Genomic DNA, 23016 nt, shown 5'->3' with positions numbered 1-23016 from the left:
ACCATGCCTCGTCCGATTCGCGCGTCCATCAATCTGGAAGCCCTGCGTCACAACTACGCTCTCGCCCGCAGCAAGGCTGGGCAGGCCAAAGCTTACGCAGTTATCAAGGCCAACGCCTACGGGCATGGCCTGAACCATGTCATTCAAGCGCTGGGCCCGATCGCCGACGGCTTTGCCCTGCTCGATCTGGTCGAAGCACGGGCCCTACGGGCGGCGGGCCTGACCCAGCCCATCGTGCTGCTTGAGGGGTTTTTCGAACCTTCGGATCTGACCGATATCGTCGCATTGGGCCTGACGCCCACCGTTCACAGCGAGGCCCAGCTGACTATGCTGGAGAGAGCCGCGCTTGGCAGCCCCATCGACGTGATGCTCAAGATCAATTCGGGCATGAACCGCCTGGGTTTTGCCGGCGATGCCCTGGGCGCCGTACTGGCGCGCCTCCGCGCCCTGGCCTGGGTGCGCAGCATCACGTTGATGACGCACTTTGCCCGGGCCGATGACGAGGCCGGCATCGCTCCGCAGATGGCCCGCTTCAGAGCCAGCACCAAGGGGCTCGATCTGCCCGTAAGCCTGGCCAATTCGGCGGCTCTGCTGCGTTTTCCCGAAGCGGCCGGGCAGGTGGTGCGGCCGGGCATCATGCTTTACGGCGCTTCACCCATGCCCGACCTGCACAGCGCCGAAGCCCTGGGGCTGAAGCCGGTGATGACCCTGAACAGCGAGATCATCGGCGTGCAAAGCCTGAGCGTCGGCGAACGGGTAGGCTACGGTGGCACCTTCGAGGCGCCCGGGCCGATGCGTATCGGGGTTGTGGCCTGCGGCTACGCTGACGGCTACCCCCGCCATGCACCTACCGGCACGCCGATCCTGGTAGGTGGGCGACGCACCCGGACCCTGGGGCGTGTGTCCATGGACATGCTGGCCTGCGATCTTACCCATCTGGACGAAGCGGGCGTCGGCTCTCCAGTAACCCTGTGGGGCGACGGGCTGGCCGCCGACGAGGTAGCCAACGCCGCCGGCACCATCAGCTATGAGCTGTTCTGTGCCTTGGCAGCCCGGGTTCCGGTGCGCGTATTGAAGGGGTAGGGCGGATGGCCAAGGCAAAGACCGAGCACGTCTGTTCTGAGTGCGGAGGCAAATCGCCCCGCTGGCAGGGGCAATGCCCCCACTGCAAAGCCTGGAACACCCTCGTCGAGTCCGTGATCGAGCCCGAAGCCCCTGTCGCCAAGCGCTTCAGCGCCTTGGCCGGCGACAGCGGCCGCCTGCAGACACTGGCCGACATCAGCCCCCGGGAGTCACCCCGGGTGCCCACGGGCATCGACGAGTTCGACCGGGTACTGGGGGGCGGGCTGGTGCCAGGCGGCGTCGTGCTGATCGGCGGTGATCCGGGCATTGGCAAGTCAACCCTGTTGCTGCAGGCTCTGTCGCTGCTTTCGGGGCATCTCAAGGCCTTGTATGTAAGCGGTGAGGAATCAGCCGAGCAGGTGGCACTGAGGGCAGGGCGCCTGCAACTGGAGGCAGGTGGCCTGCAACTCCTGCCCGAGATCAACCTCGAACGCATTCTCGGCACCCTGCGGGATCTGAAACCCGACGTGGCGGTCGTGGACTCCATCCAGACCATCTACTCCGAAAGCCTCGGCTCAGCCCCGGGCTCGGTGGCCCAGGTGCGGGAATGCGCGGCCCAGTTGACGCGCTTTGCCAAACAGAGCGGTACCACACTGATCATGGTCGGCCATGTGACCAAGGACGGCGCCCTGGCCGGGCCAAGGGTTCTCGAACATATCGTCGACACTGTGCTCTATTTCGAAGGTGACACCCACTCCAGCTTCCGGCTGGTGCGGGCCTTCAAGAACCGTTTCGGGGCGGTGAACGAACTGGGGGTGTTCGCCATGACCGAGAAGGGGCTAAAGGGGGTCTCCAACCCCTCGGCAATCTTCCTGTCCCAGCACGGACAGCAGGTAGCCGGCTCCTGCGTGCTGGTCACCCAGGAGGGCACCCGGCCGCTACTCGTGGAGATCCAGGCCCTGGTGGATAGCGCCCACAGCCCGAGCCCGCGGCGGCTCTCGGTGGGGCTGGAGCAGAACCGCCTGGCCATGCTGCTGGCCGTGCTGCACCGGCACGCGGGCGTCGTGTGCTTTGACCAGGATGTCTTTGTGAATGCCGTCGGCGGCGTCAAGATCGCTGAACCGGCAGCCGATCTGGCTGTGCTGCTGGCCATCGTCTCTTCCCTCACCAATCGCCCCTTGCCACGACAGCTGGTGGTCTTCGGTGAGGTTGGCCTTGCTGGCGAGATCCGCCCGGCTCCCCGGGGCCAGGAGCGCCTCAAGGAATCCGCCAAACTGGGCTTTACCGTGGCCCTGGTGCCCCGTGCCAACGCGCCGAAGCAGGACATTGCCGGGATGCAGGTGATCGCCGTGGAGCGCATAGAGGAAGCCCTGGAGCGTTTGCGGGAGCTGGCGAACGGCTGACGGACTGCGGATTTATGCCTTTTGTGCCGGAACACGGCGGAAAACCCCGGAAAACCTTGAGATTCGCGCCACAGGCGGAAAAGAGCAATGTAAGCTACTGCCCGCGGGTGTTGTAGCGCGCTTGAGGCGCAAAGCGTCACCTGCCTCAGCTCCTGTATCCACCCATTTTTATCACCTACCCATTACGAGCTATGAACAAGACTGAACTGATCGATGCGCTGGCAGGCAAAAGTGGTTTGACCAAGGCCGACGCCGGCCGTGCCGTTGACGGCGTGATGGAAATCATCACCGAAGCCCTCGCCAAGGGCGAAAGCGTGACTCTCGTTGGTTTCGGCACCTTCGCCGTCGGCGAACGTGCTGCCCGCGTCGGTCGCAACCCGCAGACGGGCGCCGAGATCCAGATCGCGGCCTCCAAGCAGCCCAAGTTCTCCGCCGGCTCCAAGCTGAAGGATGCGGTGAACAGCTGAACCCGCCCTGCGGAATGAGCCCGGCTGATTGTCGGGCACACTTCAGGAATGGCGATCCTTCGGGGTCGCCATTGTTTTTTTGACCGCAGCCAGAAGCCTCTCAGCCCCCTTGCCTGGCGCTTGTGGCGCTTGTCACATGGGCTTACAGCCTTAACTTTTCCCTGTCATATGAAGGGGATACAATTCGGCCCCCGTAAGACGGAAGAAGCCCGTCACGGATTTTCCCGGCCCTGGCCGGAGCCCTTTACCGGAAAAACCACCCCATGTCGCACCTCCTGCCCCGTCCAGATACAACACCTGCTCACCGTCCGCGCCACCGCGCACAGGTCTTGCGCGGTGCTTTGCTGGGTAATCTTCAGGATGCGGCGGAGGCGATCGGGCGATGCGTTGCGAACCGTGACAAGGAAGCCCTGTTTGGGCCGCCGGCCTTGCGTGAAGAAATGATGGCGGCCCTGGAGATGATGCGTGAGAGCGTTCTTGCGCTCCCCGATGCAGACAAGGCGGACATGCCCGACGTACCGTGGGCGCGCTGGGAGGCAATGCACTTTTCCCACTCAGGCCCAGCCCGGGAATGGCGCAATCAGGTATGGTCCGTCATCCAGGAGCTTGTCCCGACCACCCTGAAGGGAGTTGCGCGTTATCGCAGCCTTCTGGACGACGGGCAGGACACCGAGGCATCCCGCCCGCGCAGCACTGCGGCTCGGCAGGCCTCTTAACGTACCGCCTCTGCCGGTTGAACCAGGTTTTTCTGCTTTTCCCTCAGAGCCAGCTGCGGACGGGCGGCAGTCAGTAGATCCGCCTCATCGGCCACGATACGCGCCGCCTCATCCAGCAGCACGTCCTTGACCTCCTTGCGAGCCTTTTCTGCGGCCAGATCCGCTGCCAGGCTACGCTCACCGACCTGAAGGCCATCATCCCGCAAGGCGGCGGTCAGCTTATCCTTGCCGTCAATCTTTTCCCTGGCCTTGAGTCGTGCCTCCCGCACGTCTTTCTCCTTGCGTCGCTCGGCTTCATTCAGCGAGATCGAACGACTCTCGCGGAGTCGGTTGAACTCAGCCACATCTTCCAGCAATGCCTGAAAGCTCTTGTCCTTGGCGATGCGAGCCTGATGCCGGCTTTGCAGCGCAGGAACAATGTTCTTCAGCGTGCCTACCGGGCGATAGCTGGCCGCGTCGATCTGTGTCCAGGGCAGCGCATTGTCGTAGCTGGATTCCCCCTGGGAGTCAGGGTCGGCGATGGAGGGGAAGCGGATGTCGGGCATCACGCCCTTGAGCTGGGTGGTACCACCATTGACCCGGAAAAACTGGGCCACCGTCATCTTCAGATCACCAAACTTTGGCTTGTCGTTCTTGGCCACTTCGTCGAGGTTGATCAGGGTCTGCACCGTGCCCTTGCCAAAACTCTGCTCGCCGATGATGGGCGCACGGCCGTAGTCCTGCAGGGCAGCCGCAAAGATCTCCGACGCGGATGCGGACCCCCGGTTGATCATGATCGCCATCGGCCCCGCCCAGGCCACACCGGCATTTTCATCGCTCTCCACGCCGATCTTGCCGTCCGGCCGGCGCTGCTGCACCACCGGCCCCTTGTCGATGAAGAGTCCGGTGAGTTCGACGGCCTCACGCAAGGAACCACCACCGTTGTTGCGCAAATCGACCAGCAAGCCGTCAACCTTCTCTTTTTTCAGCTCGTCGATCAGTCGAACGACGTCACGGCTGGCACTGCGAAAATTCTTGTCGCCTCGGCGCCGGCCTTCGAAGTCCTCATAAAAGGCGGGGAGGGTGATCACTCCGATCTTGCGCAGGGCAGGGCCATCACCAACCCGGATGACGGACTTTCGGGCCGCCTGCTCCTCAAGCTTGATCTTGTCACGCACCAGGGCCACCGGCTTGTGTTTGCCATCCGGGCCGGCATCCGCAGGCAGGATATCCAGCACAACCCGCGTGTCCTTGGCCCCGCGGATCAATTTGACAACCTCATCCACTCTCGCGCCAACCACATCGCTGATCTGCCCGTCAGCCTGACCGACACCGACGATGCGATCGCCGACGGCCAGCTTTCCGGATTTGGCAGCCGGACCACCCGGCACCAGTTCGCGGATCGTGATGTACTCGTCTCGTTCTTGCAGCACGGCACCGATACCCACCAGGGACAGGCGCATCGAAATGTCGAAGTCGTCCGATGCGCTACGTCCCAGGTAATTGGTATGGGGCTCGATGGACATGGCGTAAGCGTTCATGAAGATCTGGAAGACATCGTCGCTCTTGTTGCGCGCCGCCCGGGCCAGATAATTGTCATAACGCTTTTCGAGGGTCTCGCGGATCGTCTTGTCGTCCTTGCCGGCAAGCTTGAGGCGCAACCAGTCGTTCTTGACGCGCTTGCGCCACAGGTCGCGGACTTCCACGTCATCCTTCGGCCACGGCGCCTTTTCGCGGAGGTAGGGGTAGCTCTCCTTGGTTTCAAACTCGAAACCCTGCTTGAGTACCTCACGGGCATAGGTCAGGCGCTCGACGGTGCGCTGCTCGTAACGCTGGAAAATGGCAAAGGGAATGGCCAGATTGCCCCGCTGGATCGCGTCATCAAGGCGCGTGCGGGCGTCCGAAAAACCGTCGATGTCGGCCTGGGTGAAGAACAATCGCTCCGGATCGAGGGCCTTGAGGTAGCGGTCGAAGATCTTCTCCGACATGGCGTCATCAAGGGGCTGGCTCTTGTAGTGATAGCGCCCCAGCAGCTGGGAGCTCAGGTAAGCCGTCTGGGCCTGTTCAATGGTTGGCGCAAGGCGGGGGGATGCAGCCGGGGCCTCCAGCGAGATGGCAGGTGTAGCAAATGCGGTTGCCACCAGGGCCCAGATCAGCCTTTTCTTCACTCAATTACTCCACAACGTTCGTTGATAGCCTAGCGGCCTGAAACTACATGCTTCCATAGCCCCAGTCGACAGCTAAATCGTGTGGACGTTCTTCAAAAGAACCGGGCAGGCAACAAAATTTCAGTTTCTGCCCAGCTCCAGACCGAACAGATCAATCAAAGGCAGGAAGACTCGGCCGGGCTAGGGGGTGGCCCGCAGCAGCCCACGCATCAAAGCCACCCGCAAGGGACTGGACGTGGATATAACCCATGTCCAGCAAGGCCTTGGCGGCAAGCGCGGCGCGGCCACCGGTCTTGCAATACAACACCACTTTCAGATCACGGCTGCTCAGTTCAGGCGTTCCGGCCAGTTTGAACTCCAGCATGCCCCGGGATATGTGCAGGGCGCCGGGAAGGTGACCTGCTGCAAACTCATCCGCCTCCCTTACATCCAGCAACACATCTGCTTCGCGAATGGCGTGTTCGGCGTCGTCGAGGGAGACTTCACGGATAAGGGCCTTGGCTGCGGTGACGAGATCGTGGGCGGTTTTCATTGAAATCCTTGTGATGTGGGAATGTGGTGGCCGGATGACCATGAAATCAAATATTAGCAAACAATGATTTATTCGGTCGAGCGATTGCAGTCAAGACACAGGGCAGGGTGAGCATTTGAATTCATCTGTATTCTACATATGGTATGAAGCCATGAAATTGAACTATATGTAGTGTTTTTATTGACGAAACATCCGTATCGTATGCATACTTCAGTTGTTGTTGGTTCCCGCAATCACGGGGATTAAAAGGGAATCCGGTGCCAGGTTCAAACCTGAAACCCGGAGCTGCCCCCGCAACTGTCATCGGTAAGTGCACCACTCCCACTTTGCCACTGGACGGCTGAATGCATCCGGGAAGGCCGGTGGTGCATGTTGACCCGAGAGCCAGGAGACCTGCCACAACCTTCTTTGCAACAATGGGGCGGGGTGTCCCTGGCGAAGGGTGTGCAAGTCGAGCCTCCTCGAATGCAGCAGATCGTACGCCGGCTCGGACTCATCTCCGCCCCCGTGCATCTTTGCGCCGCCCAAGTACCTTCGATTCTCCGCCCCCCTTGAACTGGAGAATCGCCGTGTCCTCGAACGTCTTAGCTCTCAATGCCGGTACTGTGCCGGCGCTCGTCGCATTCCAGGTCATTCGCCGCAACGCTGCCGTTGTCGCCTTTGATCCCGAGAAGATCTCCGTGGCACTGACCAAGGCCTTCCTCGCCGTGGAAGGGAGCCAGAGCGCCGGCTCCTCCCGCGTCCGTGAAGTGGTGGCGCGGCTCACGGACATCGTGGTCCGCTCCCTGACTCGCCGCCTGCCCGACGGTGGTACCGTGCATATCGAGGATATCCAGGATCAAGTTGAATTGGCCTTGATGCGTTCCGGGGAGCACGACGTGGCCCGTGCCTACGTTCTTTACCGGGAGCGCCGCGCCGAGGAGCGTGCCGCCCAGGTCACTGCAACGGTGTCGTCTTCGGTGGTGCACGTCATGGTTGACGGGGAGAAGCGCCCTCTCGATCTCGCCGAATTGCGTTCTGTCTGTGAGGCTGCCTGCGTCGGACTGGAAGAGGCCGTCTCGGCAAACCTGATCCTTGAGCATGCCCTGCACAACCTCTATGACGGGATAGCCATCGAGGAGGTAAACCAGGCTTTGATCCTGGCTTCCCGCGGGCTCATCGAGACGGATCCAGGTTATGACTACGCCACCGCCCGCCTGCTGCTAGCCCGATTGACTCAGGAAGCGCTGGGCCGTCCGGTGGCTGCCGGGCAAATGGCTGCTGCCTATGCGGAATATCTCCCTGCCTTTGTCCGCCGGGGAGTGCAGGCCGAACTCCTTGATCCTCGCCTGGGCGAGTTCGATCTGACCCGGCTGACCGCCGCCATCCGCCCCGAACGGGATCGCCTGTTCGGCTACCTGGGGCTTCAGACTCTCTACGACCGCTATTTCCTGCACATCGACGGCCAGCGCATCGAGCTGCCGCAGATCTTCTTCATGCGTGTTGCCATGGGGCTGGCTCTCGGCGAGATCGACCGGGAGGCCAGGGCCATCGAGTTCTACGACCTGATCTCGAGCTTCGATTTCATGTGCTCAACGCCGACCCTGTTCAACAGCGGCACCCTGCATTCCCAGCTGTCCTCCTGCTACCTGACCACGGTGGCCGACGACCTGGAGGGCATCTACCAGTCCATCAAGGAAAACGCCCTGCTGCAGAAGTACGCCGGCGGCCTGGGCAACGATTGGACGCCGGTGCGCGCCCTTGGGAGCCGCATCAAGGGCACCAACGGACAGAGCCAGGGGGTGATTCCCTTCCTCAAGGTGGTCAACGACACCGCGGTAGCAGTCAATCAGGGCGGCAAGCGTAAGGGGGCGGTATGCGCTTACCTGGAAACCTGGCACCTGGACATCGAAGAGTTTCTGGAGCTGCGCAAGAACACCGGCGACGAGCGCCGCCGCACCCACGACATGAACACCGCTAACTGGATTCCCGACCTCTTCATGAAACGGGTCCACGAGAACGCGGAGTGGACGCTCTTCTCGCCGTCGGACGTGCCCGACCTGCACGACAAATACGGGCAGGCCTTCGAAACCGCCTATCTTGCCTATGAAGCCCGCGCCGAGGCCGGCGAGATCCGCCTTTTCAAGAAGCTGCCCGCCGTGCAGCTGTGGCGCAAGATGCTGACCATGCTGTTCGAGACCGGGCATCCCTGGATCACCTTCAAAGACCCGTGCAATCTGCGTTCACCCCAGCAGCACGTGGGCGTGGTGCACAGCTCCAACCTATGCACCGAGATCACCCTCAACACCTCCGATGCCGAGACCGCCGTGTGCAACCTGGGTTCGGTGAATCTGCTCGCCCATCTCAAGGACGGCCAGCTCGACCAGGCCAAGCTGGCGCGGACGGTGCAGACCGCCATGCGCATGCTCGACAACGTGGTGGACATCAACTTCTACGCCACCCCCAAGGCTCGCAATGCCAACCTGCGCCATCGCCCGGTCGGGCTCGGGATCATGGGCTTTGCCGACTGCCTGTACCGGCTGGGTATTCCCTACGCATCGCCTGCCGCCGTGGAGTTTGCCGATGCCAGCATGGAAGCCGTGTGTTTCCAGGCCTACTGGGCATCGGCCGAACTGGCACGGGAGCGTGGGGCCTACTCCAGCTTCCGCGGCAGCCTGTGGGACAAGGGCGTGTTGCCCCATGAATCCCTTGCCATTCTGGGCGCGGCCCGGGGCGGCTACCTGGAAACCAACCCCGATGTCCGCCTCGACTGGAGCGCCCTCAAGGCCCACATTGCCCGTCATGGCATGCGCAACTCCAACTGCGTGGCCATTGCGCCCACCGCCACCATCTCCAACATCATCGGCGTATCGGCCAGTATCGAGCCCGCCTACCAGAATCTCTACGTCAAATCGAACCTGTCCGGCGAATTCACGGTGGTCAACGAGGCTCTGGTCCGTGATCTGAAGGCCCTCGGCCTGTGGGACCCAGTGATGATCTCCGACCTGAAGTACTTCGATGGCTCCCTGGCGCGCATCGAGCGGGTGCCCGACGAACTCAAGGCCCGCTACGCCACCGCGTTCGAGATCGACCCCCGCTGGCTGATCGAGGCCGCCGCCCGGCGTCAAAAGTGGATAGACCAGGCCCAGTCCCTCAACCTCTACCTGGCCCTGCCGTCCGGCAAAAAGCTCGACGAACTCTACAAGCTGGCCTGGGTCCGTGGGCTCAAAACCACCTATTACCTGCGCACCCTGGGTGCCAGCCAGATGGAAAAGACGGGTGGCGCCGAAAGCGGGGGAGGGGAGGAGCCCCGCTTCTGCAGTATCGACAATCCGGACTGCGAGGCCTGCCAATGACACCGGCGCCGCACGCCCGCACCCGCATGAGCAGCCTGCCGGCATGGCGTGAGGTGACGTCCCGGCACCTTCGCCTGCTGCTCCTGTGCCTGCTGTGCCTGCCAGGCCTGATCCAGGCTGCCGAATGCCCGCGCATCATCAGCCAGTCTCCATATATCAGCCGTGTCATCGACTGGCTGGGTCTGGCGCGCTGCATCGTCGGCGTCAGCCGCTACGACTCCATGCCGCTGCCCCATACCGGCGGTGTGATCGATCCGGACGCCCCGGCCATTGCTGACCTGGAGCCGGATCTGCTCATCTTCTCGGAATGGACAGCCGAAGACGTGGCCCGCAAGGCCACCCCGCCCGGCGCAGCATCAATACGCGTGGGCGGGCTTCGCGGTTTGGCCGGAATGGAGGAGATGATGCGTGATGTTGGCCGGGCCGTCGGCGTGAACAATATCGATCAGCGGCTTGCCGCTTTCGATGCCGACTGGCGTTCAGCGGCGAAGATGGACAGTCGCGGACGACGGGTACTGATCCTGTCGGCCTGCGGTCCGGCGCCGTATTCATACGGCAAAGGTACAACGCTGTATGAACTGATCACCGCCGCCGGCTTCCAGGTGGTCGCTGACCACGACAGCATCCGCAACTTCAAGCCCGGCGCCCCGGACGGCGATGTGGCCGCGTGGATCACTGCCAGGGAGCCCGAGCTCATTCTGGGGCTACAGGACCGCCGCGCCACCTCCTGCAATCCCGCCGTTGCCAAACCGGGGATTCCCATCCTGCCTCTGGCGGCCGAGCACTTCACGCACCCTGGCCCCGATTTCCTCGCCGGACTGCATGAACTGAAAGAGAAGATCGCCACCTATGGCGAATGACCTGGACCAAAAAACATGAGCGCCTTCCGTTTCGACGACTGGGAAACTGTCGCCCCAACCGCTACCAGCCCCTTGTCTGGTCAGCCCGCGGCCCCGAGCCCGAACCACACTGACAACACCCCGCCCTCTGCCCATTCCCTTGCGCCGGTGAATGCCGCTGACAAGCGCATCGTTGGTGGCAAGACCGACATCAACCAACTGGCGCCCTTCAAATACCCCTGGGCCTGGGAGTTCTTCCTCAAGGCCAACCGCAACCACTGGACGCCGCTGGAGATCTCCATGGCCCAGGACGTGCACGACTACCACCACAAGCTGAGCGGCGCCGAGCGCCACGTCTTCGAGAACGTGCTGGCCTACCTCACCACCTCCGACATCCTGGCCATGCGCAACATCGGCCTGGCGGTGATGGAGAAGATGAGCGCCCCCGAGCTGCAGATCTACCAGGCCCGCCAGGTATACGAAGAAGCCCTGCATACGTGGACCTACCAGCACTGCATCGAGAGCATCGGCCTCGACCAGCAGGAGATCTACAACCGCTACCGGGTTGTGCCCGCCATCCACGGCAAGATCGCCCTGGCCAACCGGCGCCTTGAGCGGGTGATGCGGCCGGACTTCGACCTGACCAATCGGGACAACCTGCACGAGTTCGCTCTGTCCTATTTCTTCTTCGCGGCGATCTTCGAAGGCTGCTGGTTCTACAACGGCTTCACGCCCATTTTCGCCCTGCAGCGCCGCGGCCTCATGAAGGGCGCTGCGGAACAGCTCCAGTACATCATGCGCGACGAGGTGCTGCACTGCGCCTTCGGCATCCGGGTGGTGCGCGAACTGCTCAAGGAAGAGAACCTGAGCCTCGACCCGACCGCCCTGAAAGCCCTGTGGGACGAAGCCGAAGCCGCCGAGTCCGCCTATGCCGCCTACATCCTGCGCGACCCCATCCTGGGCTACAACGCTGATCTGCACACCCGCCAGTTCCGCTTCATGGCCAACCGCCGTGCCCGCCAGGTCGGCCTCGCCGAACCCTTCCCCGGCGCCGAGAACGTCCTGCCCTGGCTCGACGAACAGGCCAATCTGCGCAAGGAGAAGAACTTCTTCGAGACGCGGGTCACCGAGTACCAGACGGGCGGGGCGCTGGCCTGGGAGTAGGGTGGGGGCCCTCAGTCCTGGCGATAGGGCTCGAAGTAGCGGCGGTCAGCGTCGATGGACAGGCTTCGCCCCACGGCCGGGAAGGCTCGCTGCGGGCAGTGATGCCGCTCGCACACCTTGCAGCCGGCGCCGATGGGCGTGGCTGCGTCGGGGGTGGTTAGGTCAAGCCCGCGGGAATAGATCAGCCGGTCCGCGTGGCGCAGATCGCAGCCCAGGCCAATGGAGAAGGTCTTCTCCGGAGCGCCATAGGCGCCGGCTTCCCGGGAAGTGGTGCGGGCAATCCACAGGTAGCGGCGGCCGTCGGGCATGGCGGCAATCTGGGTGAAGATGCGCCCCGGTGAAGTGAAGGCCTCGTACACATTCCACAGGGGGCAGGTACCACCGATGCGCGAGAAATGGAAATCGGTGGCGGATTGCCGCTTGGAGATGTTGCCGGCCCGATCCACCCGAATGAAGAAAAAGGGCACACCGCGGGCAGCAGGGCGCTGGAGCGTGGACAGGCGGTGGCAGACCGTCTCGAAGCCCACGCCAAACTGCCGTTCCAACAGGCCGATGTCGTAGCGGAGCGCCTCCGCGGCCTCCAGAAAGCGGCTGTAGGGCAGCACCAGGGCACCGGCAAAGTAGCTGGCGAGGCCAATACGGGCGAGGGCGCGGGATTCTTCCAGGGCAAAGCTGCTTTCACTCGCCAGTCCGTCGATGAGGCTGCCGGCCTCGAGAAAGGCAATCTGGGTGGCGAGCTGGAAGGCCTGCTGCCCCCACTGGAGGCGCGAAGACAGACGCAGCACCCGGGCGGCGCTGTCGTAGCTGCGCTGGGCGCCACCGTCGTCCTTGTGGATGGCGACCCGCACCCCATGGCCGGACTCAAGGCGCAGGGTAAGGGCGGCGACCAGATCCCTGCCATCGCCACAGGATTCAAAGATCGACTCGGCCAACCGGTCGAGTTCGTCGATGTGATTGTGTCGGGCGTAGAAGAAATCCCGCACCTCCTCGTAGGGCATGGGGGCCGGACGAAATGTGCCGCTGCGATCGTCACCGAGCCGGATGGACAAGGCTTCGGTGCGCTCACGCTGGTCGCGCAGCCCCCGATCCAGGGCGATCAGCGTGCGCGCCACAGCAGGCATATTGGCCGCCAACTCCCGGATCTCGGCGGTAGACACCGGGGTATCACCGGGGGCAGACAGAAAGACTTCACGCAGGTCTGCGATGAGACGAGCTTCGTCATCTTCGGAGAACTGCTGGACGTCGACTCCGAACACCGCGTTGAGCTTGAGCAGCACCGGCACGCTGAGGGGGCGCTGGTTCTGCTCAAGCTGGTTGAGGTAGCTGGGGGAGAGTTCGAGGGCCCGGGCCAGGGCAACCTGGGTGAGGCCCCGCTCTTCACGAAAGCGTCGCAGGCGGATGCCCATGAAGGTCTTCTTCACGTGGCTCTCCTCTCTTGAGTGTGCATGAATGACATGTTCGCAATATTCGCAGTTTTGCAGGATCACATTCGCAACGCTTCGCCTTTTTAGTGCTCTTTGTTGCGGTCAGGGTGCGTATATTGCGAATTCTTCAAAACAAGCGCAAGCCCTAGCCGGACTGCATAGGAGACAAGAATGAACACATCACAAGAGCCCTCATTCAAGCCCAAGAAGTCGGTGGCCCTCTCGGGCATCACCGCCGGTAACACTGCCCTGTGCACCGTGGGCAAGAGCGGAAACGATCTGCACTACCGGGGTTACGACATCCTCGACATCGCCGAGCGCTGTCAGTTTGAAGAGGTGGCCCACCTGCTGGTGCATGGCAAGCTGCCGACCCAGGCAGAACTGAAGGCCTACAAGGCCAAACTCAAGGCCATGCGCGGACTGCCGACAAACGTCAAGGAAGCACTGGAATGCCTGCCGGCTTCCGCCCATCCGATGGACGTGATGCGCACCGGGGTGTCGGCGCTGGGCTGTGCGCTGCCGGAGAAGGATGATCACAACATTCCCGGTGCCCGTGATATTGCCGACCGCCTGATGGCCTCCCTCGGCTCGATGCTGCTCTACTGGTATCACTGGTCCACCAACGGCAAGCGCATCGAGGTGGATACCGATGACGACTCCATCGGCGCGCACTTTTTGCATCTGCTGCACGGGCGCAAACCGTCGGCCTTGTGGGAGCGTGCGATGCATACGTCGCTGATCCTCTATGCCGAGCACGAATTCAATGCCTCCACCTTCACCGGCCGGGTCATCGCCGGGACGGGGTCGGACATGTATTCGGCCATCACCGGCGCCATCGGTGCCCTGCGCGGACCCAAGCACGGCGGCGCCAATGAAGTGGCCTTCGAGATCCAGAAGCGCTATGACAACCCGGATGAGGCCGAGGCGGACATCCGCCGCCGCGTGGACGCCAAGGAAGTGGTGATCGGCTTCGGACACCCGGTCTATACGGTGTCCGACCCGCGCAACCAGGTGATCAAGGGCGTGGCCCACCAGCTCTCCGTCGACGCAGGCTCCACCAAGATGTTCGACATCGCCGCCCGCCTGGAAGCCGTGATGTGGGAAGTAAAGCAGATGTTCCCCAATCTGGACTGGTTCAGCGCCGTCAGCTACCACATGATGGGTGTGCCCACCGCGATGTTCACGCCACTCTTCGTGATCGCCCGCACCTCGGGCTGGGCGGCTCATATCATCGAGCAGCGCATCGACAACAAGATCATCCGCCCAAGCGCCAATTACGTCGGCCCGGAAGACCGCCAGTTCGTGTCCATCGAGCAGCGTCAGTAAGAGGTCGATGAATATGAACAGCCAATTTCGCAAGCCGCTCCCCGGTACCCGTATCGACTACTTCGACACCCGGGCTGCAGTTGATGCCATCCGGCCGGGCGCCTATGCCGGCCTGCCCTATGTGTCTCGTGTGCTGGCCGAGCAGCTGGTGCGCCGCTGCGATCCGACGCGGCTTACCGACGCGTTGACACAGATCGTCGAGCGCAGGCGTGATCTTGACTTCCCCTGGTATCCCGCCCGCGTGGTCTGCCACGACATTCTTGGCCAGACCGCGCTGGTGGACCTGGCCGGCCTGCGCGACGCCATTGCCGACCAGGGCGGCGATCCGGCCAAGGTCAATCCTGTGGTGCCCACCCAGCTCATCGTCGATCACTCCCTGGCAGTGGAATATGGCGGCTTCGATCCGGACGCCTTTGCCAAGAACCGGGCGGTGGAAGATCGTCGCAATGAGGACCGCTTCCATTTCATCGAATGGACCAAGCGCGCCTTCAAGAATGTGGATGTGATCCCGGCGGGCAACGGGATCATGCACCAGATCAACCTGGAGAAGATGTCACCGGTGATCCAGGTTCGCGACGGGGTCGCCTTTCCCGACACCTGTGTGGGTACTGACAGCCATACGCCCCATGTGGACGCCCTGGGTGTCATCGCCATCGGCGTGGGGGGGCTCGAAGCCGAGACCGTGATGCTGGGCCGGGCCTCGATGATGCGCCTGCCCGACATTGTCGGCGTCAGGCTGACGGGCACCCGTCAGCCTGGCATCACCGCCACCGACATCGTGCTGGCGCTCACCGAGTTTCTGCGCCAGGAGCGGGTTGTCGGTGCATGGGTGGAGTTTTTCGGCGAAGGGGCCGACAGCCTGTCCATCGGTGATCGGGCCACCATCTCCAACATGTGCCCGGAGTACGGCGCCACCGCCGCCATGTTCTACATTGATGCCCAGACCATCGACTATCTGAAGCTCACCGGTCGCGCGCCCGAGCAGGTCGCACTGGTCGAGGTGTACGCGAAAACCACCGGTCTGTGGGCGGACGCCCTTGAAACGGCGCAGTACGAGCGGGTGCTGGAGTTTGACCTGACGACGGTGGTACGCAACATGGCCGGCCCGTCCAACCCCCACAAGCGCCTGCCGACCTCGGCTCTGACGAAGCGTGGCATCGCCGGCCCGGTCAAGCTGGAAATGGCTCGGGCAGAAGAATATGAGGGCCTGCTGCCCGATGGCGCAGTGATCATCGCCGCGATCACCAGCTGCACCAACACCTCCAACCCCCGCAACGTGGTGGCCGCCGGCCTGCTGGCCCGCAAGGCCAACGCCCTGGGGCTGCTCCGCAAGCCCTGGGTCAAGACTTCGTTTGCACCGGGCTCCAGGGTAGCCAAGCTGTATCTTGAAGAGGCGGGCTTGCTCTCCGAGCTCGAAAAGCTCGGCTTCGGCATCGTCGGCTACGCCTGCACCACCTGCAACGGCATGTCCGGCGCCCTGGACCCGGCGATCCAGCAGGAGATCATCGAGCGCGACCTCTACGCCACCGCTGTGCTCTCCGGTAACCGCAACTTCGACGGGCGCATCCACCCCTATGCCAAGCAGGCCTTCCTGGCCTCGCCCCCCCTGGTGGTGGCCTACGCTATTGCCGGCACGGTGCGTTTCGACATCGAGCAGGACGTGCTGGCCACGGTCGACGGAAAAGAGATCCGCCTGAAGGATCTGTGGCCGTCCGACGAAGAGATCGACGCCATCGTCGCCCGCGCCGTCAAGCCCGAGCAGTTCCGCCAGATCTACGAGCCGATGTTCGCCCCCCGCCGGGATGAGGGCAGCGCCATCAGCCCCCTCTACGCCTGGCGCCCCCGGTCTACCTACATCCGCCGTCCGCCCTACTGGGAGGGCATGCTGGCTGCCGAGCGGACCCTGCGAGGCATGCGGCCCCTGGCCATCCTGCCGGACAACATCACCACCGACCATCTGTCGCCCTCCAACGCCATCCTTCCCGATTCGGCGGCTGGCGAATATCTGGCGAAGATGGGCCTGCCGGAGGAAGACTTCAACTCCTACGCCACCCATCGGGGCGATCACATGACCGCCCAGCGTGCCACCTTTGCCAACCCGACCCTCAGGAACGAGATGGTGCGCAACGCCGATGGCAGCGTCCGCGCGGGCTCGCTGGCCCGGGTGGAGCCGGAAGGGCAGGTGATGCGCATGTGGGAAGCCATTGAAACCTACATGCTGCGTCTGCAGCCCCTGATCATCGTTGCCGGAGCCGACTATGGCCAGGGCTCGTCCCGGGACTGGGCCGCCAAGGGCGTGCGCCTGGCCGGGGTGGAAGCCATCGTCGCCGAAGGCTTCGAACGCATTCACCGGACCAATCTGGTGGGCATGGGGGTGCTGCCCCTGGAGTTCAAACCCGGCACCACCCGCCTCACGCTGGGCCTGGATGGCACCGAAACCTATGATGTGATCGGCGTGCGCCAGCCGCGCACCGACCTGACCCTGGTGATCCACCGCCGGAACGGGCAGACCATCGAACTGCCGGTCACCTGCCGGCTGGACACGGCTGAAGAAGTCTCGATCTACGAAGCCGGTGGCGTCCTGCAACGTTTCGCCCAGGACTTCCTGGCCACCGCAAAGGAAACCGCCTGATGAGTACAGCTCCCCAGATCCGCATTCCTGCCACCTACATGCGCGGCGGCACCAGCAAGGGGGTGTTCTTCCGGTTGGACGACCTGCCGGAATCCTGTCGCGTACCGGGCCAGGCCCGTGACCGCTTGTTCCAACGCGTGATCGGCAGCCCCGACCCCTATGCCACCCATATCGACGGCATGGGCGGAGCCACCTCAAGCACCAGCAAGTGCGTGATCCTGTCCCACAGCACCCGGCCGGATCACGATGTGGACTACCTCTATGGGCAGGTCTCCATCGACAAGGACTTTGTGGACTGGAGCGGCAACTGCGGCAACCTGTCCACCGCCGCCGGCGCCTTCGCCCTCCATGCCGGGCTGATGGATCCGGCGCGCATCCCCCACGACGGTATCTGTGTGGTGAAAATCTGGCAGGCCAACATCGGCAAGACCATCATCGCCCACGTGCCGGTGAGGGCAGGGCAGGTCCAGGAAACAGGTGATTTCGAACTCGACGGTGTGAGTTTTCCGGCTGCCGAGATCGTGCTGGAATTCGTCGAACCGTCGGATGATGGGGAGGAGGGCGGGGCCCTGTTTCCCACCGGCAGACCAGTCGATGACCTGGAGGTGCCGGGCGTCGGCTGCATCAAGGCAACGATGATCTCCGCCGGCATTCCTACTGTGTTCGTCAATGCCGCCGAGATCGGCTACACCGGCACCGAGCTGCGCGAAGCCATCAACGGTGACCCGGCTGCCCTAGCGCGCTTCGAGGCGATCCGCGTGGCCGGCGCCCTGCGCATGGGCCTGATAAAAACCCCCGAAGAGGCCGCCACCCGCCAGCACACCCCCAAGATCGCCTTCGTCGCTCCCCCTAGGGACTACATCGCCTCATCGGGCAGGCCGATCAGGGCCAACGAGGTGGACCTGCTGGTGCGTGCCCTGTCGATGGGCAAGCTGCATCACGCCATGATGGGCACGGCGGCGGTCGCCATCGGCACCGCAGCGGCCATCCCCGGCACCCTGGTCAATCTGGCGGCCGGCGGGGGCGAGCGCACCGCAGTGCGCTTCGGTCACCCCTCCGGCACCCTGCGCGTGGGCGCCGAAGCCCGTCTGGTGGACGGCACCTGGACAGTAACCAAAGCCATCATGAGCCGCAGTGCGCGGATTCTGATGGAAGGCTGGGTCCGCGTGCCCGGCGACGCATTTTGAGCAAGGATTTCAATATGTCTTCCCGCAAGAAACTCAAGGAACTGGTGGCCGCCAAGCGTGGTGTCATCGTCCCCGGAGCCTTCAACGCCCTCTCGGCGCGCGTCATCGCCGACCTGGGCTTCGAAGCCCTTTACATCACCGGTGCCGGCGTGACCAACATGTGGTTCGGCATGCCCGACCAGGGCTTCATGGGCCTGGCCGAAATTGCCGACCATACCGCGCGCATCCGCGATGCCGTCGAGCTGCCGCTGCTGGTGGATGCCGATACCGGCTTTGGCAACGCCCTCAACGTGTATCACACGGTGCGCACCCTGGAGCGTGCCGGAGCCGATTGCATTCAGCTCGAAGACCAGGTGGCGCCCAAACGCTGTGGGCACTTTGCCGGCAAGGACGTGATCTCCACCGAAGAGGCGGTGAGCAAGATCAAGGCCGCCGTGGATGCGCGCCGTGATCCGGACTTTCTAATCATGGCCCGCACCGACGCCGCGGCGGTTCACGGCTTTGAGGCGGCGGTCGAGCGAGCCCAACTTTTTGCGGAGGCCGGCGCCGACATCCTGTTCGTCGAGGCGGTCACCACGGCCGAAGAGATCCGGGCCCTCCCGCAGCGCCTCGCCACCCCACAGCTGATGAACATGGTCATTGGCGGCAAGACACCGATCTTCAACGCCACGGAGCTCGGCGAGCTTGGCTTCGGCATCGTCCTCTACGCCAATGCCGCACTGCAGGGCGCGGTGATGGGCATGCAGAAGGCCCTAGGCGTGCTGCGGGACGAAAGGGAAATCCTGGAGTCCGGCGGTCTGGTCACACCCTTTGCAGAACGCCAGCGCCTGGTGGGCAAGCCGGACTGGGACGTGCTCGAAAAACGCTACATCTGATCGCAGCGGATTGCCGGGTAGTCGAGCCTGGCAATCCGCACATCGATCCACGGTTTCGCCGCCGAACCAGTTCATTCTCTCCCAAGCGGGTCTCTCCAGGGCCTGGGTTCGTGCGGCTCTTTTACTCCCCCTTCCCAAGCGGATCAGCCCTTCGGAAGGGGAGGGTACTTGTATTGGGATTGAGCATGCCGGCGCTACAGATCAAATCCATTCCTCGTCCGAAAGCACTCTTTGAGGCCATTGCCGATTCCCTGCGCAGGCGGATCCTGAATCACGAGCTACCTCCGGGCACTGCCATCGACGAGACATCGGTGGCAAGAGAGCTTGGCGTCAGCCGAACACCGGTCAGGGAAGCCATCAAGGTGCTGGCCAGGGACGGCCTGGTCACGGTGGCGCATCGACGCATCAACCACTGCACGGTCACCGAGTTCAGCGCGTTCGAGCTGGCCGATCTGCTCAGGATCACGGAGCATCTCGAGGCCTTTCATCACGACTGGGAGAGCAATCCCTTCGTGCAGGATCTATTGCAGCGCGTGACGGACAAGATCTATCTGGCCCTCGGCCCCGGCTTCCTGACGGCCGATCTCGATGCCAGGCAGGCGCTGATGGAATGGGAGGCTCACCCGGACCAGGCCCGTCAATCATCCAGGAAGGCTCTCACTGATTATTTCGTGTGGCGGCGACTGGAAGTAGCCAAGCGGGTGATGAAAACGCCTTCATGAAGGAAGCTACAACGGGCACACCCAGCCGTTTTCTTCGTTCGTCGAACTGTCGCAGCGTTCCGTCCTTCACCTCGTCCAGGCAGATCAGCTCTATCCGATAGGCGTCAAGGCATGACAGCGGCGGCCATCGGCTGGCGGGCCAGTTCGATGAAGGCCTGGAGGTAGTCGATGGGGCCGTCGGCTGCCCGCACGCCAAGAAAAATCTGCTTGGAGATTCCGTCGGGCCCCAGGCGGACGGGGACCACATCCACCTTACTGGCGTACTCCAGGACCAGCCAGCGGGGCAGGGCGGCCACGCCCCGTCGGCTGGCAACCATTTGCAGCATGATGTCGGTGGTCTCGATGGTCTTGTGGCGCCTGGGGGCGATACCGGCCGGCTGGAGGAAGCAGGTATAGATGTCGAGCCGGTCGGGCGCAACCGGATAGGTGATCAGGATTTCTTGCGCCATCTGCCCAGGCGTGACATGGGGCGCCTGGGCCAAGGGGTGGTCCCGGGCGACCACCAGCACCTGTTCGTAGTCGAACACCGGCTCGAAGATGAGCCCCGGCTTGAGCAGCGGATCGGGCGTCACCAGCAGGTCGATCTCGTAGCCGAAAAGGGCGCCGATACCGCCGAACTGGAATTTCTGCTTCACATCCACATCCACGTCGGGCCAGGCTGCCAGATAGGGAGAGACGACCTTGAGCAGCCACTGGTAGCAGGGGTGGCATTCCATGCCGATGCGCAGCGTGCCGCGTTCGCCCTGGGCGAACTGGCGCAGGCGCTCCTCTGCTTGGGAGAGCTGCGGCAGCACCCTCTTGGCGACCGCAAGCAGGTACTGACCGGCCTGGGTAAGCCGCAGGCTGCGTCCCTCACGCCGCCAGATGTCGGTGCCAAGCTGCTGCTCCAGCTTCTTCATGCTGTGGCTGAGGGCCGACTGGGTGACGCACAGAGTGTCGGCGGCGGCCGTCAGGGACCCCCGGTTTTCTACTTCAAGAATGACGGCAAGGTGAATTCGCTCCAGCATTTTAGTGAGAAAAATTCATGAATTGTTGAAATAAGACCATTTTACTTCATTAAAACTGCTCCCTACCATTCAGTGCTTCATCGCATCCCGGAGCAACACATGACCACCACCCACACTCTTGGCTATCCCCGCATCGGCGCCAGGCGCGAGCTGAAGTTCGCGCTGGAGTCCTACTGGAAGGGGGATTCTTCCCGCGACGCCCTGGAGGCACTCGGCGCGCAACTGCGCCAGCGCCACTGGGCTGATCAGATCGGTATCGACCTGGTCCCCGTGGGCGACTTTTCGTACTACGACCAGGTGCTGGACATGAGCTTCACCCTGGGCAACCTGCCCGAGCGGGTGCGCGGATTTCACGGGGATGTGCTCGACAACACCTTCCGCGTGGCCCGCGGCCGTTCAGCCCAGGCCGCGGAGGTCCATGCCGGCTGCTGCGGTGGTGTAGCCGCCGGTGAGATGACCAAGTGGTTCGACACCAACTACCACTACATCGTCCCGGAATTCACCGCAGAAACCGTGTTCCAGCTCGATGCCTCGCGCCTGCTCGCACAACTCGCCGAAGCCAAGGCCCAGGGCGTGAAGGCCAAACCGGTCATCATCGGCCCGGTGACTTACCTGGCCATTGGCAAGGCCAAGGATGATTCCGACAAGCTGGCGCTGCTGCCACGCCTGCTCCCGGTCTATGCCCAACTGCTGGATACTCTGGCGGAGCAGGGCGTGGAATGGGTGCAGATCGACGAACCGCTGCTGGTCACTGAACTTGATGCGGACTGGCGGCACGCCTTCAACACCGCCTATCACGAACTCAAGAGCAGCCGGATCAAGCTGCTGTTGGCGACCTATTTCGGTCAGCTTCAGGAGAACCAGTACCTGGCCGCCAATCTGCCGGTAGCGGGGCTGCATGTGGACGCGATCAATGGGCGTGAAGACGTGGGGCCCATCCTCAACCTGCTGCCTTCCAGCAAGGTGCTGTCCCTGGGCGTGATCAACGGCCGCAACATCTGGAAGACCGATCTCACGGCAGTGCTCGACTGGCTGGAGCCCATTGCCCAGCGCCTGGGCGATCGCCTGTGGATCGCCCCTTCATGCTCCTTGCTGCACGTGCCGGTGGATCTGGCCAGCGAGGACAAGCTGGATCCGGAAGTGAAGTCCTGGCTGGCTTTTGCACTGCAGAAGCTCGACGAGTTGAAGCTGCTCGGCACCGCATTGCGGGAGGGCCGCGAGGCTGTCCGTGATGCGCTTGCCGACAATCAGGCAGCGCTCGCCGCCCGGCGCACTTCGTCGCGGGTGACCCATCCCGCCGTCCAGGCCGCCGTCGCGCGTATCGACACCCACCTGGGCATGCGCGAAAGCCGCTACAACAAGCGAGCTCCCAAGCAGGCCGAATGGCTGAAACTGCCCGTTTTTCCCACCACCACCATCGGTTCGTTTCCGCAAACGGCGGAGATCCGCCAGGCACGCAGCGACTTCAAGGCGGGCCGTCTGGATACGGCCGGCTACAAGGCAGCGATGCGCCGGGAGATCGAACGCAGCGTACGCGAGCAGGAGGCCCTGGGCCTGGACGTGCTGGTGCATGGGGAGGCCGAGCGCAACGACATGGTCGAGTACTTCGGCGAGCAGCTCGACGGCTACGTCTTCAGCCAGTTCGGCTGGGTCCAGTCCTACGGTTCCCGCTGCGTGAAGCCGCCCATCCTGTTCGGCGACATCAGCCGTCCGCGCCCGATGACCATCGAGTGGATCACCTACGCCCAGTCCCTCACCGACAAGCCGATGAAAGGCATGCTCACCGGCCCGGTAACCATCCTCAACTGGTCTTTCGTGCGCGACGACCAGCCGCGTTCGGCATCGTGCCAGCAACTTGCGCTGGCCATCCGCCAGGAAGTGCTGGACCTGGAGAAGGCCGGCATCCAAGTGATCCAGATCGACGAAGCCGCGCTGCGTGAAGGCCTTCCGCTGCGCAAGAGCCAGTGGCAGGACTACCTGGACTGGGCAGTGGAGAGCTTCCGCATCACCGCCAACGGCGTTCGCGACGAGACCCAGATCCACACCCATATGAGGGTTGGCCGGGAATCATGAAAAATTCCCCGTTTCTGCTTTAAGCCTCTGATTTATCGTCGAGAATCCGAAAACCATCCGCCAACACCTCAACCTTCCGCCGGAAATCCAGAACATAGTCGCCAA

General features: G+C 63.2%; 17 protein-coding genes and 1 riboswitch. Of the genes, 13 read left to right on the top strand and 4 right to left on the bottom strand.

Annotated elements, in window-relative coordinates:
- Positions 1-3 precede the first annotated feature (3 nt).
- The 4 genes from alr (at position 4) to PHI64_RS17495 (ending at position 3648) form a co-directional block, all read left to right on the top strand.
- The gene (alr, locus tag PHI64_RS17510) at positions 4-1083 is read left to right on the top strand and encodes an alanine racemase (RefSeq protein WP_299885494.1); all 1080 of its coding nucleotides are present in this window, start codon (positions 4-6) and stop codon (positions 1081-1083) included.
- A 5-nt stretch (positions 1084-1088) separates the two neighbouring features.
- Entirely contained in the window at positions 1089-2465 is a 1377-nt protein-coding gene (radA, locus tag PHI64_RS17505; protein ID WP_299885491.1) for a DNA repair protein RadA, read from the top strand.
- 191 nt (positions 2466-2656) lie between these two features.
- A complete protein-coding gene (locus tag PHI64_RS17500; protein WP_296403269.1) occupies positions 2657-2932 on the top strand; it encodes an HU family DNA-binding protein in 276 nt (91 codons plus the stop codon).
- A gap of 263 nt (positions 2933-3195) precedes the next feature.
- Complete coding sequence (locus PHI64_RS17495) at positions 3196-3648, top strand: hypothetical protein (RefSeq protein ID WP_299885487.1); 453 nt, start codon at positions 3196-3198, stop codon at positions 3646-3648.
- Here PHI64_RS17495 and PHI64_RS17490 read toward each other — a convergent pair.
- Together PHI64_RS17490 and PHI64_RS17485 are read right to left on the bottom strand one after the other, a co-directional pair.
- On the bottom strand, positions 3645-5795 hold the full coding sequence (locus PHI64_RS17490) for a carboxy terminal-processing peptidase (protein WP_299885485.1): 2151 nt from the start codon (positions 5793-5795) through the stop codon (positions 3645-3647). The genes PHI64_RS17495 and PHI64_RS17490 overlap by 4 nt on opposite strands.
- A 151-nt stretch (positions 5796-5946) precedes the next feature.
- Positions 5947-6327 carry a rhodanese-like domain-containing protein gene (locus PHI64_RS17485; protein ID WP_299885482.1) on the bottom strand — a complete coding sequence of 127 codons (381 nt, stop codon included), beginning with the start codon at positions 6325-6327 and terminating at the stop codon, positions 5947-5949.
- A 204-nt stretch (positions 6328-6531) separates the two neighbouring features.
- Positions 6532-6743, top strand: a riboswitch (cobalamin riboswitch).
- Positions 6744-6896: 153 nt separating this feature from the next.
- Between PHI64_RS17485 and PHI64_RS17480 the strand changes: the two genes are divergently transcribed.
- From PHI64_RS17480 to PHI64_RS17470, 3 genes are read left to right on the top strand one after another with little or no spacing between them, the layout of a single operon-like run.
- Positions 6897-9662 (top strand): ribonucleoside-diphosphate reductase subunit alpha, encoded by a 2766-nt coding sequence (locus PHI64_RS17480; RefSeq protein WP_299885479.1) that lies wholly within the window; start codon positions 6897-6899, stop codon positions 9660-9662.
- The gene (locus PHI64_RS17475) at positions 9659-10522 is read left to right on the top strand and encodes a hypothetical protein (protein WP_299885476.1); all 864 of its coding nucleotides are present in this window, start codon (positions 9659-9661) and stop codon (positions 10520-10522) included. The genes PHI64_RS17480 and PHI64_RS17475 overlap by 4 nt, the downstream gene beginning before the upstream one ends.
- Before the next feature lie 15 nt (positions 10523-10537).
- Positions 10538-11665, top strand: a complete 1128-nt coding sequence (locus PHI64_RS17470) for a ribonucleotide-diphosphate reductase subunit beta (protein ID WP_299885473.1) — start codon at positions 10538-10540, stop codon at positions 11663-11665.
- Between the two features lie 11 nt (positions 11666-11676).
- Here the strand turns inward: PHI64_RS17470 and PHI64_RS17465 are convergent, their stop codons facing one another.
- Positions 11677-13086, bottom strand: a complete 1410-nt coding sequence (locus tag PHI64_RS17465; protein ID WP_299885471.1) for a short-chain fatty acyl-CoA regulator family protein — start codon at positions 13084-13086, stop codon at positions 11677-11679.
- A 174-nt stretch (positions 13087-13260) separates the two neighbouring features.
- On the opposite strand from PHI64_RS17465, the gene prpC reads away from it, so the two are divergent.
- The 5 genes from prpC to PHI64_RS17440 all read left to right on the top strand — a co-directional run bounded on the left by prpC (position 13261) and on the right by PHI64_RS17440 (position 19831).
- Positions 13261-14415 carry a 2-methylcitrate synthase gene (gene prpC / locus PHI64_RS17460; RefSeq protein WP_299885468.1) on the top strand — a complete coding sequence of 385 codons (1155 nt, stop codon included), beginning with the start codon at positions 13261-13263 and terminating at the stop codon, positions 14413-14415.
- A gap of 13 nt (positions 14416-14428) precedes the next feature.
- A complete protein-coding gene (gene acnD / locus PHI64_RS17455; protein ID WP_299885465.1) occupies positions 14429-17047 on the top strand; it encodes a Fe/S-dependent 2-methylisocitrate dehydratase AcnD in 2619 nt (872 codons plus the stop codon).
- On the top strand, positions 17047-18234 hold the full coding sequence (prpF, locus tag PHI64_RS17450) for a 2-methylaconitate cis-trans isomerase PrpF (RefSeq protein WP_299885462.1): 1188 nt from the start codon (positions 17047-17049) through the stop codon (positions 18232-18234). The genes acnD and prpF overlap by 1 nt, the downstream gene beginning before the upstream one ends.
- A gap of 14 nt (positions 18235-18248) precedes the next feature.
- Positions 18249-19109, top strand: a complete 861-nt coding sequence (locus PHI64_RS17445) for an isocitrate lyase/phosphoenolpyruvate mutase family protein (RefSeq protein ID WP_299885460.1) — start codon at positions 18249-18251, stop codon at positions 19107-19109.
- 185 nt (positions 19110-19294) lie between these two features.
- Positions 19295-19831: a GntR family transcriptional regulator gene (locus tag PHI64_RS17440; RefSeq protein ID WP_299885457.1), complete on the top strand. Its 537-nt coding sequence runs from the start codon at positions 19295-19297 to the stop codon at positions 19829-19831.
- Between the two features lie 104 nt (positions 19832-19935).
- On the opposite strand, the gene PHI64_RS17435 is transcribed toward PHI64_RS17440, so the two are convergent.
- On the bottom strand, positions 19936-20838 hold the full coding sequence (locus tag PHI64_RS17435; RefSeq protein ID WP_299885454.1) for a LysR family transcriptional regulator: 903 nt from the start codon (positions 20836-20838) through the stop codon (positions 19936-19938).
- 99 nt (positions 20839-20937) lie between these two features.
- Here PHI64_RS17435 and metE point away from each other — a divergent pair, with 99 nt between their 5' ends.
- Complete coding sequence (metE, locus tag PHI64_RS17430; RefSeq protein WP_299885451.1) at positions 20938-22911, top strand: 5-methyltetrahydropteroyltriglutamate--homocysteine S-methyltransferase; 1974 nt, start codon at positions 20938-20940, stop codon at positions 22909-22911.
- The last annotated feature ends 105 nt before the right edge of the window (positions 22912-23016 follow it).

This window comes from Zoogloea sp., from assembly GCF_028689785.1.
Taxonomy (GTDB): domain Bacteria; phylum Pseudomonadota; class Gammaproteobacteria; order Burkholderiales; family Rhodocyclaceae; genus Zoogloea.
This window is presented reverse-complemented; position numbering and strand designations above follow the sequence as displayed.